Source organism: Burkholderia sp. JPY481 (genome assembly GCF_038900515.1).
Lineage (GTDB): Bacteria > Pseudomonadota > Gammaproteobacteria > Burkholderiales > Burkholderiaceae > Paraburkholderia > Paraburkholderia youngii.
The window spans coordinates 105,693-124,167 of sequence record NZ_JAYMRT010000015.1 but is presented as its reverse complement, the minus strand read 5'-3'; the positions used below and the strand labels follow the sequence as shown (position 1 = coordinate 124,167).

The 18,475-nt window shown below is 63.7% G+C and carries 16 protein-coding genes and 1 pseudogene; 9 read left to right on the top strand and 8 right to left on the bottom strand.

Annotation, left to right across the window (positions count from 1 at the left end):
* The first annotated feature begins 11 nt into the window (after positions 1 to 11).
* On the top strand, positions 12 to 1,595 hold the full coding sequence (locus tag VSR82_RS29365) for an aldehyde dehydrogenase (NADP(+)) (RefSeq protein ID WP_410849938.1): 1,584 nt from the start codon (positions 12 to 14) through the stop codon (positions 1,593 to 1,595).
* Between the two features lie 145 nt (positions 1,596 to 1,740).
* Here VSR82_RS29365 and VSR82_RS29360 read toward each other — a convergent pair whose 3' ends face one another.
* From VSR82_RS29360 to kdgD, 3 genes are all read right to left on the bottom strand, one after another.
* Positions 1,741 to 2,484, bottom strand: a complete 744-nt coding sequence (locus VSR82_RS29360) for a FadR/GntR family transcriptional regulator (RefSeq protein WP_368585317.1) — start codon at positions 2,482 to 2,484, stop codon at positions 1,741 to 1,743.
* Positions 2,485 to 2,708: 224 nt separating this feature from the next.
* Complete coding sequence (locus VSR82_RS29355; protein WP_429457542.1) at positions 2,709 to 4,067, bottom strand: MFS transporter; 1,359 nt, start codon at positions 4,065 to 4,067, stop codon at positions 2,709 to 2,711.
* Positions 4,068 to 4,257: 190 nt separating this feature from the next.
* Positions 4,258 to 5,175: a 5-dehydro-4-deoxyglucarate dehydratase gene (gene kdgD, locus VSR82_RS29350; RefSeq protein ID WP_368585319.1), complete on the bottom strand. Its 918-nt coding sequence runs from the start codon at positions 5,173 to 5,175 to the stop codon at positions 4,258 to 4,260.
* A 254-nt stretch (positions 5,176 to 5,429) separates the two neighbouring features.
* On the opposite strand from kdgD, the gene garD reads away from it, so the two are divergent.
* The 7 genes from garD (at position 5,430) to VSR82_RS29315 (ending at position 13,841) form a co-directional block, all read left to right on the top strand.
* Positions 5,430 to 7,019: a galactarate dehydratase gene (garD, locus tag VSR82_RS29345; protein ID WP_429457544.1), complete on the top strand. Its 1,590-nt coding sequence runs from the start codon at positions 5,430 to 5,432 to the stop codon at positions 7,017 to 7,019.
* A gap of 99 nt (positions 7,020 to 7,118) precedes the next feature.
* Positions 7,119 to 7,970, top strand: a complete 852-nt coding sequence (locus VSR82_RS29340) for an NAD-dependent epimerase/dehydratase family protein (RefSeq protein WP_429457546.1) — start codon at positions 7,119 to 7,121, stop codon at positions 7,968 to 7,970.
* Positions 7,970 to 8,899 (top strand): SMP-30/gluconolactonase/LRE family protein, encoded by a 930-nt coding sequence (locus VSR82_RS29335; protein WP_498858286.1) that lies wholly within the window; start codon positions 7,970 to 7,972, stop codon positions 8,897 to 8,899. Before VSR82_RS29340 ends, VSR82_RS29335 begins: the two co-directional genes overlap by 1 nt.
* A gap of 611 nt (positions 8,900 to 9,510) precedes the next feature.
* A complete protein-coding gene (locus tag VSR82_RS29330; RefSeq protein ID WP_176105711.1) occupies positions 9,511 to 10,503 on the top strand; it encodes a TRAP transporter substrate-binding protein in 993 nt (330 codons plus the stop codon).
* Between the two features lie 172 nt (positions 10,504 to 10,675).
* Positions 10,676 to 11,185, top strand: a complete 510-nt coding sequence (locus tag VSR82_RS29325) for a TRAP transporter small permease (RefSeq protein ID WP_368585323.1) — start codon at positions 10,676 to 10,678, stop codon at positions 11,183 to 11,185.
* Between the two features lie 13 nt (positions 11,186 to 11,198).
* Positions 11,199 to 12,551: a TRAP transporter large permease gene (locus tag VSR82_RS29320; protein ID WP_368585324.1), complete on the top strand. Its 1,353-nt coding sequence runs from the start codon at positions 11,199 to 11,201 to the stop codon at positions 12,549 to 12,551.
* A 78-nt stretch (positions 12,552 to 12,629) separates the two neighbouring features.
* Complete coding sequence (locus VSR82_RS29315) at positions 12,630 to 13,841, top strand: porin (protein WP_368585325.1); 1,212 nt, start codon at positions 12,630 to 12,632, stop codon at positions 13,839 to 13,841.
* Between the two features lie 164 nt (positions 13,842 to 14,005).
* Here the strand turns inward: VSR82_RS29315 and VSR82_RS29310 are convergent, their stop codons facing one another.
* The 3 genes and pseudogenes from VSR82_RS29310 to VSR82_RS29300 form a co-directional block, all read right to left on the bottom strand.
* Positions 14,006 to 14,332, bottom strand: a complete 327-nt coding sequence (locus VSR82_RS29310; RefSeq protein ID WP_429457552.1) for a 4-oxalocrotonate tautomerase — start codon at positions 14,330 to 14,332, stop codon at positions 14,006 to 14,008.
* Entirely contained in the window at positions 14,250 to 15,026 is a 777-nt protein-coding gene (locus VSR82_RS29305) for a class II aldolase/adducin family protein (protein WP_429457554.1), read from the bottom strand. Before VSR82_RS29305 ends, VSR82_RS29310 begins: the two co-directional genes overlap by 83 nt.
* A gap of 171 nt (positions 15,027 to 15,197) precedes the next feature.
* Positions 15,198 to 16,069, bottom strand: a pseudogene (locus VSR82_RS29300) (urea transporter).
* A gap of 187 nt (positions 16,070 to 16,256) precedes the next feature.
* On the opposite strand from VSR82_RS29300, the gene VSR82_RS29295 reads away from it, so the two are divergent.
* The gene (locus tag VSR82_RS29295; RefSeq protein WP_410849932.1) at positions 16,257 to 16,811 is read left to right on the top strand and encodes a putative glycolipid-binding domain-containing protein; all 555 of its coding nucleotides are present in this window, start codon (positions 16,257 to 16,259) and stop codon (positions 16,809 to 16,811) included.
* A 48-nt stretch (positions 16,812 to 16,859) separates the two neighbouring features.
* Here the strand turns inward: VSR82_RS29295 and VSR82_RS29290 are convergent, their stop codons facing one another.
* On the bottom strand, positions 16,860 to 17,441 hold the full coding sequence (locus tag VSR82_RS29290) for a GNAT family N-acetyltransferase (protein WP_429457556.1): 582 nt from the start codon (positions 17,439 to 17,441) through the stop codon (positions 16,860 to 16,862).
* A 76-nt stretch (positions 17,442 to 17,517) separates the two neighbouring features.
* Positions 17,518 to 18,426, bottom strand: coding sequence for a sap1 transcriptional regulator SapR (gene sapR / locus VSR82_RS29285; protein WP_429457558.1), 909 nt, complete (start codon positions 18,424 to 18,426; stop codon positions 17,518 to 17,520).
* Positions 18,427 to 18,475: the final 49 nt, after the last annotated feature.

Below are 18,475 nucleotides of genomic sequence, written 5' to 3'. Positions count from 1 at the left end.
GAAAGCCAAAAATGCCTATTACCGGTGAAATGCTGATCGGTCGCAAAGCAGTGCGCGGCGAAGAAAAACCGCTGCGCGCGTTCAATCCTGCCACGGGTTCCGAGATTGCCGAGCCGGTGTTCGGCAGCGGCACCGTCGAGAACGTCGAGCAGGCCTGCGTGCTCGCGCAACAGGCGTTCGACGCGTACCGCCAGCTGCCGCTCGCAGTGCGCGCCGAGTTTCTGGATCGTATCGCGGACGGCATCACCGCGCTCGGCGACGAACTGATCGAACGCGCGATGGCTGAATCGGGCCTGCCGAAAGCGCGTCTGGAAGGCGAGCGCGGCCGCACCACCGGTCAGCTGAAGCTGTTCGCGCAAACCGTGCGCGCGGGCCAGTGGCTCAACGCGACGCTCGATTCGCCGCTGCCGGAACGCAAGCCGCTGCCGCGCTCGGATCTGCGCATGCAGAAGATCGCGCTCGGCCCGGTCGCCGTGTTCGGCGCGAGCAACTTCCCGCTCGCGTTTTCGGTCGCGGGTGGCGACACCGCTGCGGCGCTCGCTGCCGGCTGCCCGGTCGTCGTGAAGGCGCACCGCGCGCACCTCGGCACCTCGGAGCTGGTCGGTCGTGTGATCCAGCGCGTCGCGCAGGAAATGGATCTGCCCGAAGGCGTGTTTTCGATGATCGTCGGCGCGGGCAACTCGGTCGGCGAGGCGCTGGTTGCGCACCCGGCCATCAAGGCGGTCGGTTTCACCGGTTCGCGCGCGGGCGGCACGTCGCTGATGCGCGTCGCGGCGGCACGTCCGGAGCCGATCCCCGTCTACGCCGAAATGAGCAGCATCAACCCGGTGTTCCTGCTGCCGAACGCTCTGACCGCACGCGGCGACAGCATCGCGCGCGGTTTCGTCGACTCGCTCGTGCTCGGCGCGGGCCAGTTCTGCACGAACCCGGGCCTCGCGATCGCGATCGACAGCGACGCGCTGAAGGGCTTCGTCGCGACGGCATCGGAAGCGCTCGCTGCCAAGCCGGCGCAGACCATGCTGACTTCGGGCATCCACGCCGCGTATGAAGACGGCGAGGGCAAGCTGGCCGCAACGAAGGGCGTCGAAGTCGTGGCACGCGGCGTCCCCGCGACCGGCCCGACCCAGGCCTGCGCGGCGCTGTTCGTGACCGACGCGCAGACGTTCCTCGCGAACCCGGCGCTGGAAGACGAAGTGTTCGGCCCGGTGTCGACGATCATCCGCTGCAAGGACGAGCAGGAAATGCTGAAGGTCGCCGAGCACTTCGCGGGCCAACTGACCGCGACGCTGCAGATGGACAACGCCGACGTGGCGGCTGCGAAGAAGCTGGTGCCGATTCTCGAGCGCAAGGCCGGCCGCATTCTGGTCAACGGCTTCCCGACCGGCGTCGAAGTGTGTCACGCGATGGTCCACGGCGGCCCGTTCCCGGCAACCTCGGACAGCCGCGCGACCTCGGTCGGCACCACGTCGATCGACCGCTTCCTGCGCCCGGTCTGCTACCAGGACTTCCCGGCCGAGCTGCTGCCGCAAACGCTGGCCGACGGCAATCCGCTGGAACTGTGGCGTCGTCGCGATGGCGAACTCACGCGCGGTTGATCGCGTGACGCCGTCCTGAACGGATGCGCGCGTCGTGCCGATATGGGCATGGGCGCGCATCGAAGGAAAGGGCGGTTGCAATCACAAAAAAAATGGCCGGGAATTCCCCGGCCATTTTTTTCGCCCGCGTGCTTCTTCGCGCAAATCAGCTGTTCGAGTCGTTCGCTTCGTTCGCGCGACGCAGCCGCTCGCGGCTATTCGACAGATGCATGCGCATCGCCGCCCGCGCGCCTTCGGCGTCGTGCCGGCTGATCGCTTCGAGGATGCTTTCGTGCTCGAGGTTCACGAGCGACAGATACGCATCAGGATCGGCGCGCGCAATGCCGGCCGAGTCGAGCCGGTTGCGCGGAATCAGCGCGCTGCCCATCTGCGACAGGATGTCGACGAAATAGCGGTTGCCGGTTGCACGCGCGACCGAGATGTGGAATTGCAGATCGGCCTCCACGCTGTCGAGCCCGTTGTGACGCGTGGCTTCGATCGCGTCGAGCGCGGTACGCATGTGCGCGAGGTCGTCCGGTTTCGCGCGTTGCGCGGCAAGACCGGCGCATTCGGTTTCGAGGCTGATGCGCAGCTCCAGAATGGACAGCACGTCGCGCAGCGTGGTGGCGGGCACCATGTCGATGCCGAGCTTTTCGCGCTGCGGCTCGAGCACGAAGCTGCCGATACCGTGCCGCGTCTCGATGATTTTGCCTGCCTGCAGGCGGGAGATCGCCTCGCGGATCACCGTGCGGCTCACGCTGAGCGTGTTCATCAGCTGCGATTCGGTCGGGAGTTTGTCGCCCGGCTTCAGCACGTTGGCCGCGATCTGCTCGGTGACGTAATTGACGACGAACTCGGCAAGATTGCGAGCGCGTCGTGGCGGTGCCGCGGATGCTAGTGGTGTAGCCATCGAAAACGCTCCTTGTTTGGAAGATCGCTGGGAATCCTGCATTTTTATTATATCGTCGTCTGACGACTGATTATATAAGCGCCGGATCGAATTCGGCGCGATTGTCACATGTATCGGCGGATGCCTGAACTTTGGCGCCTCGGTGCGCACGGCTCGCGCAAGGCGCCGGGCGTCCGCCGGCCGGAAGTACGATAACCGTAACGAAAACTGAGCCTATAGCGGGCTCACGCTGAGCGCAACTCGACTCGCCGGATGTCCTTGACGATCACCAGATAGCTGATCACCGTCATCAGGGCGTTCGCGCCGACGAACACCAGCGCGCCATTGAACGAGCCCGAACGCGCGACCAGATAACCGATCACGATCGGTGTCACGATGCCGGCGATGTTGCCGAACATGTTGAAGATCGCGCCGGACAGACCGAGCGCTTCCTTCGGCGCCGTATCGGCGACGACCGCCCAGCCGAGCGCGCCGATGCCCTTGCCGAAGAACGCGAGCGACATCAGCGCGACGACGATCCAGTCGGTCGACACGTAGTTGCAGCCGATGATGCAGGTCGACAGCAGCATGCCGCCGACGATCGGCACCTTGCGCGCGACGGTCAGCGACCAGCCGCGGCGGATCAACCCGTCCGACAACACGCCGCCGAGCACGCCGCCGAGAAAGCCGCAGATCGCCGGCAGCGAGGCCACGAGGCCCGCCTTCAGAATCGTCATCCCACGCGCCTGCACGAGGTAGATCGGAAACCACGTCAGGAAGAAGTAGGTCAGCACGTTGATGCAGTACTGCGCGAGATAGACGCCGAGCAGCATGCGGTTGCCGAGCAACTGACGCACGAGCGTCCAGCCGCCGCTCTTCGACACGTCGTCCGGACCCGTCTTGCGCGCACCGCTGACGAGGCCGCCGCCTTGCTCGATGTACTCGAGCTCGGCGCGCGACACGCCCGGGTGATCGGCGGGATTCTTCATGACCTTCAGCCACGTCAGCGCGAGCAGCAGCCCGACCACGCCCATCACGACGTAGACCGTCTCCCAGCCGAACGCATGCGTGAGCCACGCCATTAGCGGCGTGAACACGACCGCGGCGAAGTATTGCGCGGCGTTGAAGATCGCCGACGCGGTGCCGCGCTCGTTGGTCGGGAACCAGCTCGCGACCACCTTTGCGTTCGCCGGAAACGCCGGCGACTCGGCAGCGCCCATCACGAAGCGCAGCGCGAACAGCGCGGTGATCGCCGCGCCGGCGCTGCCGAGCAGGCCGACCGAGCTTTGCAGCAGCGTGAACAGCGACCACGAGAAGATGCTCGCCGCGTACACGCGGCGCGCGCCGAAACGGTCGAGCAACCAGCCGGCCGGCAGTTGCGACAGCACGTAGGCCCAGCTGAATGCGGAAAAGATATAGCCCATGCGGATCGCGTCGAGGCTGAACGCGGTGCGCATCGCGGAACCGGTGACGGACAGCGTCGCGCGGTCGGCATAGTTGAGGGTGGTGATCACGAAGATCAGCGCCAGGATCCCGTAGCGGACCTTGGTGCGTGCCGCGCTAGAGGCGGCGTCGGTGGAACTGGCCGTGCGGCTCAAGTCCATGGGTCATCTCCTGTATTGTTGGGCGAGGTGTGGTCTCTACGCCGGGCGGTCCGCAGACCGCCTGCCTATCGCGCAAATGCACGAACGCCCGGCAACGTTGCCGTGCCGGGCGTTCGCAACGGGGCCGTCTATGCAGCCCTCGTCGATGAGGCTCGCGAGCTTCTTCGCTCGAAGCCCCGACGCCGGTTCCTTACTGCGGTCCGAGCTTCTTGATCAGCGAGTCGAGCTGTTCGAGTTCTTCCGGAGTCAGATCGGTCAGCGGTGCGCGCACCGGACCTGCGTCGTGGCCGACCAGCTTCGCGCCAGCCTTGACGATGCTGACCGCGTAGCCTGCGCGGCGGTTGCGGATCTTCAGGTACGGCAGGAAGAATTCGTCGATCAGCTTGCCGGTCGTTGCGTGGTCGTCGGCGGCGATCGCGCGGTAGAACTCCATCGCCGTCTTCGGGATGAAGTTGAACACCGCCGACGAGTACACCGGCACGCCCAGCGCCTTGTACGCAGCAGCATAGACTTCCGCGGTCGGCAGGCCGCCGAGGTACGAGAAGCGGTCGCCGAGGCGGCGGCGGATCGTCACCATGTTTTCGATCTCGCCCACGCCGTCCTTGAAGCCGATCAGGTTCGGGCAACGGTCGGCCAGACGCTCGAGCATGTCGGCGTTGAGCTTCGAGTTCGCGCGGTTGTAAATGATCACGCCCATGCCCGGAACGGCCTTGCAGACCTCTTCGGCGTGCGCGGCGATACCGTCCTGGCTCGCTTCGGTCAGGTAGTGCGGCATCAGCAGGATGCCGTGCGCGCCGAGGCGCTGCGCTTCCTTCGCGTAGGCGATCGCCACGCGGGTCGGGCCGCCTGCGCCGGCGAGGATCGGTACCTTGCCCTTGCAGACTTCAACCGCGGTCTTGACGACTTGCGTGTAGTCGTCTTGCGTCAGCGAGAAGAATTCGCCCGTGCCGCCGGCGACGAACAGCGCCGAAGCGCCGTACGGAGCGAGCCATTCGAGGCGCTCAGCGTAAGTGTTGGCGCGGAAATCGCCTTTAGCGTCGAAGTCGGTGACGGGGAAGGACAGGAGGCCTTCCGAAACGATCTGCTTGAGTTCCTGCGGTGTCGTCATGATCTAAATATCCAGGCGTCGGATGGGGTCGTTAGTAGGATCCAACTAGTACGACGGACGTCGTACTAGTAGAAAATCTTTGAAATCAGATTTCTTATACGTCATCGTACAACAATGAATCCCGTAACTCAACGGTGTTTTCACGGCATAATGCTGTCTATAGGGTAAATACGGAACCCCCGGGCAAACGCCGGCGTTGTAGGATGACGTATGATTTCTGGCGAAGCAGGCCTACGCGCCTTAAGGATTTATCAATGGAACAAACCCCGCTCTACATCCGCGTTCATCCCAATGACAATGTCGCGATCGTCGTCAACGACGGCGGTTTGGGCGAGGGCGCGGTATTTGCCGATGGCCTCAGGCTGCGCGAGCGTGTGCCGCAGGGCCACAAAGTCGCGCTGGCCGATCTCGCCGAAGGCGACGAGGTCATCCGCTATAACGTCGTGATCGGTTATGCGCTGAAGCCGCTGCCGAAGGGCAGCTGGATCAACGAGCACGTGATCCGCATGCCGAGCCCGCCGGGACTCGAGGACCTGCCGATCGCCACGATCAAAGCGCCGGACATGCCGGCGCTCGAAGGCTACACGTTCGAGGGCTACCGTAACTCGGACGGCTCGGTGGGCACGCGCAACATCCTCGCGATTACGACCACCGTGCAGTGCGTCGCCGACGTCGTGCAACACGCGGTCACGCGCATCAAGGCCGAGCTGCTGCCGAAATATCCGAATGTCGACGACGTCGTGAGCCTCGGCCACACCTACGGCTGCGGCGTCGCGATCGACGCGCCCGACGCGATGGTGCCGATCCGCACCGTGCGCAACATCGCGCTGAACCCGAACTTCGGCGGCGAAGTGATGATGGTGAGCCTCGGCTGCGAAAAGCTGCAGCCCGAGCGTCTGATGCCGCCGGGCACGATTCCGATCGCCGCGGCCGCGGTGGTCGACGACGTCGCGGACATCGGCGATGTCGCGCTGGATCAGAACGGCGACGTCGTGGTGCTGCAGGACGAATCGCACGTCGGCTTCCAGTCGATGATCACGTCGATCATGAGGATGGCCGAAGGGCATCTGAAGCGCCTGAACAACCGCCGTCGCGAAACCTGTCCGGCGTCGGATCTGGTGGTCGGCGTGCAGTGCGGCGGCAGCGACGCGTTCTCGGGACTGACCGCGAACCCGGCCGTCGGCTTCGCGACCGACCTGCTGGTGCGCGCCGGCGCGACCGTGATGTTCTCGGAAGTCACCGAAGTGCGCGACGGCGTCGATCAGCTGACCGCGCGCGCGGCCAACGCGGACGTCGCGGCGGCGATCATCCGCGAGATGCAGTGGTACGACGATTATCTGAAGCGCGGCGGCGCGGACCGTAGCGCGAACACGACGCCCGGCAACAAGAAGGGCGGCCTGTCGAACATCGTCGAAAAGGCGATGGGCTCGATCATCAAGTCGGGCAACTCGGCGATCTCCGGTGTGCTGTCGCCCGGCGAGAAGATCAATCAGAAGGGCCTGATCTACGCGGCGACGCCGGCCAGCGACTTCATCTGCGGCACGCTGCAGGTTGCTTCGGGCATCACGCTGCACGTGTTCACGACCGGCCGCGGCACGCCGTACAGCCTCGCCGAAGTGCCGGTCATCAAGGTGGCGACGCGTTCGGACCTCGCGCGTCGCTGGCATGATCTGATGGACATCAACGCCGGCACGATCGCGACTGGCCAGTCCAGCATCGAGGAGGTGGGCTGGGAACTGTTCCGCCTGATGCTCGATGTCGCGAGCGGCCGCAAGGAAACCTGCGCGGAGAAGCTCGGGCTGCACAATGCGTTGACCCTCTTCAACCCGGCGCCGGTGACCTGATCAGGCAACCCGCACCATCCAATCTCAGGCGAGCGCCGGTCCAACCGGCGCTCGCTTTTCCGTTCAGAAGACCCGATCGCATCACAACAGCAAAGAGACATGACCGATTTGAACGTTGACCGCTCCGCGGCAAAGAAACCCTTCCGCCGTCTGCTGCTCACCGGCGCCGCGGGCAACCTCGGCAAGCAACTGCGTCCCGCGCTCGCGCAATGGGCCGACATCGTGCGCGTATCCGATATCGCGCCGCTCGGCGAAGTCGCCGCGCACGAGGAAGCCGCCGTCGTCGATCTCGCCGATGGAGCGGCCGTGCACGCGCTGCTCGAAGGCGTGGACGCGGTGGTGCATCTCGGCGGCATTTCCGTCGAAGCGCCGTTCGAAGACATCCTCGAAGCGAATATCCGCGGCCTGTACAACGTGTACTCGTCGGCGCAGAAGCACGGCGTGAAGCGCATCGTCTACGCGAGCTCGAATCACGCGGTGGGTTTCCATCCGGTGACGTCGGTGCTCGGCACCGACGCGCCGCTGCGTCCGGACGGCATGTATGGCGTGTCGAAGTGCTTCGGCGAATCGCTGTCGCGCTACTACTTCGACCGCTTCGGCCTCGAAACCGTGTGTCTGCGGATCGGCTCGTCGTTCGAGCAGCCGAAGACCGCGCGCATGCTCGTCACGTATCTGAGCTACCGCGACTTCATCGAGCTCGTGCGCTGCTCGCTGTTCACGAACCGCGTCGGCCACGCGATCGTCTACGGCGTGTCGAACAACCGCACCTCGTGGGTCGACAACACCAACGCCGCGTTCCTCGGCTACCGTCCGCAAGACAGCTCGGCGCAGTTCGAGCACCTGTTTCCGCCGAGCGCTCCCGACACGCGCTTCGACGACCCGACCCAGCTGTACCAGGGCGGCCCGTTCGTGCTCGCCGGTCCGATGGAGCCGAAGCGGGAGCCTAAATAATGAGTGCGAATCCGCAAGTGGAACGCTTCGAAGCGGCCGGTCCGTTGCCCGCAGCCACCGGTGAAAGCCCGGTCTGGCGCGCGGCCGGGCAGGCGTTGTACTGGGTCGACATTCCGGCGAAGAAGATCGTGCGCGGCTCGCTCGAAACCGGCAAGCGCACCGAATGGCTGCTGCCGGAGCAGGTTGCCTGCATCGCGTTCGATCACGCCGGCACCGTGCTCGCCGGCTGCGAGACCGGCTTTTTCGCGGTCACGCTCGCCGACGCGTCGAATGCGCCGGGCGGCGAGCCGCTGACAGCGTCGCTGCGCAAGCTCGCGGCGCCAGAATTCCCGCACGGCGGCATGCGTTTCAACGACGGCCGTTGCGATAGGCAAGGGCGCTTCTGGGCCGGCACCATGGTGATGGACATGGCGGCGGCGATCCCGGGCGGCGCGCTGTACCGCTTCGATGAGAAGGGCGTGCTGTCGGCACCGGTCGTCGATTCGCTGATCACGCAGAACGGCCTCGGCTGGTCGCCGGACGGGACGACGATGTATCTGTCGGACTCGCATCCGCTGCGCCGGCTGATCTGGGCGTTCGACTACGACGTCGAAACCGGCGAGCCGCGCAACCGTCGCGTGTTCGCCGATCTGCATCACTATTCGGGCCGTCCGGACGGCGCGGCGGTCGATGCCGACGGCTGCTACTGGATTTGCGCGAACGACGCCGGTCTGCTGCTGCGTTTCACGCCGCAAGGCAAGCTCGACCGGCAGATTCCAGTGCCGGCCATCAAGCCTGCGATGTGCGCATTCGGCGGCCGCGACCTGGATACGCTGTTCGTCACGTCGATTCGCCCGGCCAACGGCGCGAGCGAGCACGACGGCCATGTGTTCGCGCTGCGGCCAGGCGTGCGCGGGCTGCCTGAGCCCGAATTTGCAGGACAACTGTAATCTTGCTTACATGAGGCATGCGCCGGGACGAAGTTTTTCGCCCGGCGTTTTCATTTGTCAGGGTCATTCGTGTGGCCCTTTATTCGTCACTCGTCATACAACATTTGACGTAAAGACCACGTTCCCGCATCTTTGTTCGGCAAAAATACAACAGTTCCGCAGACTAGGCCGATTTCCGCTCATTCAGCGCCAGACGGCGTGGGGCTTGGTGGCGTGCCATTTCGCCGATAGCTGCTGGAGCTTTTCTTGATGCGGGTAAATACCGTCTGTACAAGTTAAAACCCCTTTTATAGACTTCGTATGTCGTCGTACAACATATAAGTCCAAACAAACGGCTTTCTATGTATGTGTGACAAGCGCAATTCGGTAGGTTTCGGGCGAGTGGTGCGGCTGTGGTCGATGCCGCATGCATGTCCGAAGCCGGCCGCCGTGATTGAAGTAAGTAGTCGAGTTGTCGACTGGAGTGCTGGGGCAACTGTGCCGGGGAAATTGCACAGCCAGTACGGCCAGCGCCCGCGCCTGAGAAGGTAGCGGGCGCGAAGCCGGAGACGCGTCAAAACCATGTCACATCCGCTGTTGCTGGGATGGTCTATTTTTCAAGGAATGTCACGATGAACAAGAAGTTTGCCTCTTCCCGTGTTTCGATGATCGTCGCAGCCGCGGCGCTGGCGTTCAGCACGATGTCGGCTGAAGCGCGCGTGTTCCGCGTTGCCGATGTGCACGGCGACACCTTCCCGACCAACATGGCCGTGAAGTACATGGGCGAGCAGATCAGCAAGGCGACCGACGGCAAGGACTCCGTGAAGGTGTTCGGCAACAGCGCGCTCGGCTCGGAAAACGACACGATCGACCAGGTTCGTATCGGTGCGCTCGACATGACGCGCGCCAACGGTGCTGCGTTCAACGAAATCGTGCCGGAATCGATGATCCCGTCGCTGCCGTTCCTGTTCCGCGACGTCGACCATTTCCGCAAGGTCATGTACGGTCCGGAAGGCCAGAAGATCCTCGACGCGTTCACCGCGAAGGGCATGATCGCGCTGACGTTCTACGAGAGCGGCGCACGCTCGATGTACGCGAAGAAGGCGATCAAGTCGCCGGCTGACATGAAGGGCCTGAAGGTTCGCGTGCAGCCGTCCGACCTGATGGTCGACGAAATCAAGGCAATGGGCGGCACGCCGACCCCGATGCCGTTCTCGGAAGTCTATACGGGCCTGAAGACCGGCCTCGTCGACGGCGCCGAAAACAACATCCCGTCGTACGAAGAAACCAAGCACTTCGAAGTCGCTCAGGTCTACTCGGAAACCCAGCATTCGATGACCCCCGAAGTGCTGGTGTTCTCGAAGAAGGTGTGGGACACGCTGTCGCCGCAAGAGCAGCAGATCATCAAGAAGGCCGCGGCTGACTCGGTGCCGTACTACCAGAAGCTGTGGACCGCGCGTGAAGCCGACGCGCAGAAGACCGTCACGAAGGGCGGCGCAACGGTGGTCGCGGCTTCGCAGATCGACCGTGCGGCTTTCGTGAAGGTGATGCAGCCTGTGTGGACGAAGTACGAAAAGACCCCGCAGATGAAGCAGATCGTCGACGAGATCCAGGCAATCAAGTAAGTCTCGCGTCCCGGACGCAATCAGCAATAGCAACGTTTGTCGCAGCAGCGGCGTGAATGGTCCGCGAGGAAACTCGCGAGACCTTCCGCCGCGCAGTTTCGCGCGCGCGGATCGCGTCGCTTCGGGACGGCTGAATTTCAAGCACAGGTCGGACGTAAGCAAGGACAGGGTCATGAGTTTCCTGAAACGCCCAAATGATTTTCTTTTTCGCGTGCTGCTGGTCGTGGCGTCGGTTAGCCTCGCCGCACTTTGCCTGCTCGTGATTTATAGCGTGGTGATGCGCTACGTGTTTAGCGATGCACCCGATTACGTGGAGCCCATCGCATTGTTGCTGGTGATCCTGATCGCGATGTTCGGCGCCGCATTGAAGGTTCGCGAGGGCGGTCACATCGGACTCGACTCGCTCGTCAAGAAATTGCCCGAGAAGGGCCAGGTGATCGCGAAAGGGATTCAGCACCTCTGCCTGTTTGCTTTCGCGGTGGCCGTTTTCGTCGGTTGCTTCGAGATGGCGGAAACCACGATGGGCGACCGCATTCCGATCATCGGCGTGCCGGAAGGCGTGCGCTACTGCATTCCGATCTTCGCGAGCGTGTGCATCGCGTTGTTCTCGATCGAGCATCTGCTCGAGCTCTTCGCCGGCAAGCGGGAAGAGCCAGCGCTCGAACTCTCCGTCACGGAATAAAAGTAGAGCCATCATGGAACTTGCCCTCCTCACCGTCAGTTTTCTAGTTTTCCTTTTTTTAGGTGTTCCGGTTTCATTCGCGCTGGGGCTGTCCTGCGTCCTGACCTATCTGTTCGAAGGTCTGCCGACCGCGACCGCGATGCAGGCGATGATCTCGGGCATGAACGGTTTCTCGTTCCTCGCGGTGCCGTTCTTCATCTTCTCCGGCGAGCTGATGCTCCACGGCGGCATCGCTGACCGCATCCTGCGTTTCGCGCAGGCTACGGTCGGCCATTTCCGCGGTGGCCTTGGCATGGCCAACGTGGTCGCCTGCACGCTGTTTGGCGGCGTGTCGGGTTCGCCGACCGCGGATACGTCGGCAATGGGCGGCGTCGTGATCCCGCTGATGAAGCGCGAAGGTTATAGCGCCGCATACGCGGTCAACGTGACCACGCACTCGTCGCTCGCCGGCGCGCTGATGCCGACGTCGACCAACATGATCATCTACGCGTTCGCGGCGCAAGGCGTGAGCGGCGTGCTGAACGGCAAGCAGATGAGCGGCGTGTCGATCGGCGATCTGCTGTTCTCCGGTCTGTTGCCGGTATTGTGGGTGATGGGCCTCGTGCTGGTCGCCGCATACTGGCAGGCTGTCAAGTTCGGCTATCCGCGCCGTCCCGACGGTTCGACCCAACTGCAGCGTTTCCCGGGCTGGATGGCGGTGCTGCGTACGTTCATCGGCGCGGTGCCGGGCCTGATGGTCATCGCGATCATTCTGTTCTGCGTGGCGCGCGGTATCGCCACTGCGACAGAGGCGGCCGCGATCGCCGTGGCTTACTCGCTGATATTGACCATCGTCGTGTACCGCACGTTGACGCTGAAGAAGCTCGGCCATGCGCTCGGCAAGGCCGCGAAGACGACCGGCGTGGTGCTGCTGCTGATTGGTGTGTCGAACATGCTGCGCTTCCAGATGGCCTATCTGGAGATCCCGGACGCGATCGAGCGCATGCTCGACGGCGCGACCTCGCTGCCGTGGCTGATGTTGCTGTACATCAACGTGATTCAGGTGTTCCTCGGTACGTTCGTCGACATGGCGGCGCACATCCTGATCACGACCCCGCTGTTCCTGCCGATGGCGATGCACAACGGCGTGGGTCCGGTTCAGTTCGGCATCATGATCCTGCTGAACTGCGCATTGGGTCTCGTGCATCCGCCGATTGGCTCGGTGCAGTTCATTGGTTGTGCGATTGGGAATGTGTCTATAGGGGAAACTACCAAGGTGGCTTGGCCGTATTACCTCGCTATCTTCTCGGCCATCAATATAGTCACCTATGTACCGTGGTTCTCGACCTGGCTGCCGAGCGTCATCAACGGCCATCCGGTGTTCTGATTCCAAATAAAGCGTTTTACCCACACTCGGCGGTGCTTGGATGGGCCGCGTCTGAAAGTTTTTAACAACGGAGTAGAAATGAAAAAGACTCTCTTAGCTTCGGCCTTGGGGTTGGTCGCCCTGGGCGCACATGCGCAAAGCAGCGTGACGCTTTACGGTATCGTCGATACGGGCCTGGGTTGGCAGAACAGCTCGGCATCGCTGACCACGGCAGCGAAACCGCAGACCGTCCCCGGCAACTCGCAAGTCAAGATGATCAACGGCATCTGGGCAGGCAGCCGTTTCGGTTTGAAGGGCTCGGAAGATCTGGGTGGCGGCACGAAGACCATTTTCCAATTGGAAGAAGGCTTTAACAGCGCAACGGGCGCGCAAGCCGTATCGGGTCTGGCATTCAACCGCCAGGCATGGGTCGGTCTGACGAACGCGCAGTTCGGTACGCTGACGGCAGGCCGCGGTTATACCTCGTACTACACCTTGCTCTCGCCGTACAGCCCGACCACGTGGCTGACCGGTGCATACGGCGCGCATCCGGGTGATATCGACTCGCTGGATACGACGTTCCGCGTGAACAACCAACTGGTCTATACGTCGCCGAGCTTTGGCGGTCTGACGGTTAGCGGTTCGTACGCACTGGGCGGCAACGCGGGCAGCTTCGCGGCCGGCCAAACGTGGAGCGTGGCGGCACAGTACCTGAACGGCCCGATCGGTATCGCGGCTGGTATCCAGCGCATCGACAACGCGGCAACCGTTGGCACCCCGGCGTGGAATTCGACGGCGTCGAACAACGGCGCTCAGCCGTCCGTTTCGGCAATCAACAACGGCTTCCAGACCGCCGCGAAGCAGCAGCGTGTTGCTGTGACGGGTGGTTATGCGTTCAACTCGCAGTGGGACGTTTCGTTCGCATACTCGAACGTTCAATACACTGCGGGCCAGGCTTCGCTGTTCCACGACACGCAGATCTGGAATACCGGTGGCGCAGTGCTGCACTGGAAGCCGATCTCGGTGCTGGATGTGGCCGCTGGCTATAGCTACACCCGTGCAACGTCGTCGAACGGCATTCAGAGCACGGCTACCTACAACCAGTTCAACCTGTCGCAGTACTACTCGCTGTCCAAGCGCACCGGCCTGTACGCACTCGAAGCGTATCAGCGCGCTAGCGGTCAGACGCTGTCGGGCAACGGCAAGTCGATCATCAACGCAGTGGCAAGCATCGGTGACGGCCAAAACGGTTCGCCGTCGTCGTCGCGCAGCCAGACCGCTGTCGGCGTTGGTATCATCCACAAGTTCTAAACAGTTACTGAACACGTGGCGGCACGTTGTTTTGCCGCCACATCGACGCGATTTTTTTCGCGTTGTAAGCCTCGAAAGCTGCGCACCTCACGTGCGCAGCTTTTTTTTCGATGCCTCTTTTTTATGCATCGAAGCGCTGGTCTCGCCGGCGCTTTTCGGGTCGATCAGGCCTCCGACCATAAACGCCCACCCGTTGCCCAGTTTTCGCGTTTAACGTCGGTCAGGATGATATCGACCGAGTTCGGCTCGACGCCGAGCGACTCGCAGGTGGCTTTCGTGATCGCTTCGACGAACTGGCGTTTCTGTTCCAGCGTACGGCCTTCGAAGAGTTCGATATGAAACGTGGGCATGACGTTGCTCCGTAGGGTTGAGGGTTGGGACTGAAATGAAGCGGACCGGCTCGGGCGTTCAGGCGCGATAACCTCGATCGAGTCGATCGAGTTTGCGCAGCAGCGCGGGCCATTCGAGCGCGCCTTCGATCGCGCTGCCATCGCAGAGCTGCTCCGCCGTGCGCGCGGCGACCGCGTCGCTCGGCACGACCAGCGGCGCGCCGCAGGTTTGCGCCTGGATCTGGATTTCACAGGCTTTCAGCAGCGTCGCCATCAGCACATAAGCTTCGGCAACCGTGCGTCCGAGCGTCAGCGTGCCGTGATTGCGCAACAGCATCGCGGGGTGATCGGCGAGATGCGCGACGAGGCGCTCGCCTTCGGCCGGCGTGAACGCGAGGCCTTCGTAGTCGTGATATGCAAGCTGGCCGTAGAAGCGCAGCGCGTGCTGCGACGCCGGCAGCAATCCTTCCGGCTGCGCGGACACGGCCACGCCCGCGGTGTTATGCAGATGCATCACACAGAACGCGTCGTCGCGCGCGGCATGCACGGCCGCGTGCAGCGCGAAGCCGGTGGCATTTACCGGATGTTCGCTGGCGCCGACGATATTGCCCGCGATGTCGATTTTCACGAGATTCGACGCGCATACCTCATCGAACGCGAGGCCGAACGGATTGATCAGGAAGTGGCCCGGTTCGCCGGGCACGCTCGCGGAAATGTGTGTGTAGATCAGATCGTCCCAGCCGTTGAGCGCGGCGAGTCGATAAGCGGCGGCCAGATCGATGCGGGTTTGCTGTTCCGCTTCCGACTGCGGACCGGTCTCGGCGATGCGGCCGGCGGGTGAGTGGGCGAACGACATATCTGTCTCCTGTCGGCTGGAGTGAGTGTTTCAGCACCGACTTCGGCGCCATGCGATGGATCGCCAAGGCAAGAAGGTTGCTGAATGCGAGGCCGTGCGACGCGCGAACCGGCTTGGGATGCTACCGCACAATCCCGCGCCGTTGGCGACAGCGCACGACCCAGCCTTGCGTTACGCGGCGCGGCGCCCCAGCGACTGGATGCTCCACGTTGCGAGCACGAACGGCGCGCTCATCGTAAGCCGACCGCAATGCAGGGCGGCCGCTTGCAACGGCACCGACATCGCGATGCCGCCGAGCATCGCCGCGTAGCCTGAGTCGGCTAGCGCGAGCGCGGTCAGCGCGCCGTTGAATCCTGACAGGCCGGCGTCGAATGAGGCAACGCTCGGCCGAGCAACAGATGCGCAGCACTGGCCAAGGTCGCGCCGCCCAGCGCATACAGCGCGTGTCTTCGCGAGGCGGCGGCAATCCCGAGCAGCACCACCACACCCGCTGGCGCGTCCGCCGCGAAGCCGGTCTGCGCAACGCCCGCGAGCACGCCGCTGACGAACCGCATCACGTCGAGCGGATGAGCGGCATGGGGACCCGCTGACAAGGAACGGCTCGCGATCAGCGGCAACCATAGCCACGTGACGATCAGGCACGGACTCGACAGATAGCCGAGCCGACGCACGCGCAAACAATGCCACCACGGTCGCAGCAGCCACGCGGTGGCCGTCGCCGCAAGAATCGCGACGGCCGACGCGCGCGCCGGATCGCCGATGAAGCTGAACGCGGCGAGGCCCGCCAGCGCGCCGTTGAAGCGGAGCAGGCCAGCGCGCAGGTCGGCGTCGGCCGAACCGGCGAGCACCGCGCTGACGTTGGCCGCGATCGCGCCGAGCAGCGCGGCGCACACGAGACGCGGCTCGCTCACCAGCCACGCGCCGAGCATGCACGCGCCGGTCGCGGCGTTCGATTGCAGCACGATCTGGCCGAAGCTGCGCAGCAGCGTGCGCAGCGGGGCGCTGAGCGAGGAAGAGGGCGCATCGGTCGCGGCGGCGTGCATCGGCGGCGGGTTCGGAGTCACGACAAACCGCGAGCATAGTCGAGCGGCCAACACTCAGGCATCTCGCGCGTTGATACTGGCTATTTGCCGGCCGTAAGCGCCTGGGTCGGGATTGACTCGCGCGCGGACTTTCGCGCTACGATGAAAGGCCGGCGCGCCCACTGCGCCGTTTCGCGAGGAGACACCGATGCGTGAATTACGATGGGCCTCGGAAGAGGGCGACGGCATCGAACATCTGGTATTCGATGCGCGCGACGACGGCTTCGCCGTGGAAAGCGTCGTGATCGGGCAGCGCTACGGCAAAACCTATGGGCTGCATTACTCGGTGCGCTGCGACGCGCGCTGGCGCACGCGCTACGCGCACCTGAAGATCGTTGGCGGCGGCGAGCTGGAATTGCATGGCGATGGCGAAGGCCATTGGCACGACGGGCACGGCCTCGCGCTGAGTGCGATCGAGGGCTGTATCGATATCGATATCGCCGCGACGCCGTACACGAATACGTTGCCGATCCGCCGGCTGCAACTGGCCGAGGGCGAACGTCAACCGATCGAAGTCGCGTACATCTCGACGCCCGACTTGCAGGTTACGCGCGCCGAGCAGGCATACACGTGCATCGAGTTGAATGGCGAGTACCGCTATGAAGGCATTTTTCGCGAGTTCACCGCCAATATGCGCGTGGATAGCGATGGCCTCGTGATCGACTATCCGACCTTGTTCGCGCGTTTGCCGCGCGCGCGTTAGGTTTAGCCTTTCGCTGTCGCGCTCACGCCGCGTCGTGCGCGCGGCGGCCTACCCGTGCGTGCCGCCTGCGGCGTTTGAAACGTCGTCGGGCCCGGTCGACGCTCCGCGGCCGAGCGTGCGTTGCATCAGCGTCGTGTCGAGCCAGCGGCCGTGCTTGTAGCCCACCGCCTTCAACGTGCCGGTCAGCTCGAAGCCAAGCTGCGTATGTAACGACAACGAGCCGCCGCTGCCGCCATCGGCGATCACCGCGATCATCTGACGCCACGGTCCGGTCTCGCAACGATCGATCAGCGCCTGTAGCAGCAAGCGTCCGATGCCGCGTCCGCGATATGCGTCGTTCACGTAGATCGAGTCTTCGATCGTGTTGCGATAGGCGGCGCGCGGGCGATACGGCGTCGCATAGCAATAGCCGGCGACGTCGCCGTCGATCTCCGCGACGATATACGGCAGTCCGTGGCTGCGCACGCTTGCGAGCCGCGCGCGCAGGTCGTCGACGGACGGCGGGGTTTCTTCGAACGACGCGACACCGGTCAGCACGTGACGCGCATAGATCGCCTGAATCGCGGGAAGGTCGGCTTCGGTAGCGTCGCGGATCAGCGGGACGTCGAGCGCAGGGCGGGTTGAACTCATGCGTGGTCCGGTCGTGGCCGGCTCAGTTTGACGGAAGCTTTGACTATGCCTGTCGCCGGTGCGGATTTGAAGCGGGTCAAAAATCGAATTGATCGAACTCGCTTTGCAACTCGCGATTGCGCGCCACGCGTTCGTCGATAGCCGGTCCGCGCCGTTCGACGACCGCCGAGATCAGCAGATTGAACAGACACGTCAGCGGCGCGAGCGAATCCCAGAACTGACCGACGTCGGTCTTCACCTGCAGCAGGTCGCCGTCGAAATCGCGCGCCCACGGACAGTAGATATCGGTGACGAGCGCGAACGGCAGCCCGCGTCGCGAGGCCGCCTGGCAATAGCGTCGTGCGATGGTCGAATAGGCGCGCGTGTCGGTGACGATCAGATACGGTGTGTTGAATTCCGAGTTCAGCGAATCGACGTAGGAACCCGACATGCCATCCGAATAGAACACGCGCGGGCGGATGTATTCGAGGTAGCTGTAGAACGCGTTGCTGATACCGCGCGTCGACTGGATGCCGAGGATGTAGACCGCATCGGCGTTCGCGATGCGCTCGGCGACGCGCGCAAAGGCCGGCGAGCGCGCGAGCTCGTATACATGCTGGATCGCACCGATTTCGAGTTCGAGCGATTGGGCGAGCGCCGCGTCGCTCGGCGAGGCGCCGTTAGCGACGCCCGGTTCATGCGGCTCACGGGTTTGCGCGCTGTCGCTCGGGCCACGGCGGAACGCGTCGAGCCGGTCCGTGATCAGCCAGGGGCGCTGCTGCGTGCCGCGCAGCTCGCGTTTCAGATCGTCGAGATTGCGATAGCCGACACTGCGCAGGAAGCGGCCGACCGAAATGCCGCTGGTGCCGGCCTGCTGCGCGATCTGGTCGGCGGTCTCGAGGCCGAGCCGGTCGAGATTCGCGAGCATATAGCTGGCGACGCGTTTAGACGTCGGCGTGAGTTCGGAAAAACGGGCTTCGACGGTTTGGGCAAAAGCGGTCGTCATCGTCAGTCGCGGCGCAAGGCGCTGGTTGTGCCAATCTGCGAAATGATGA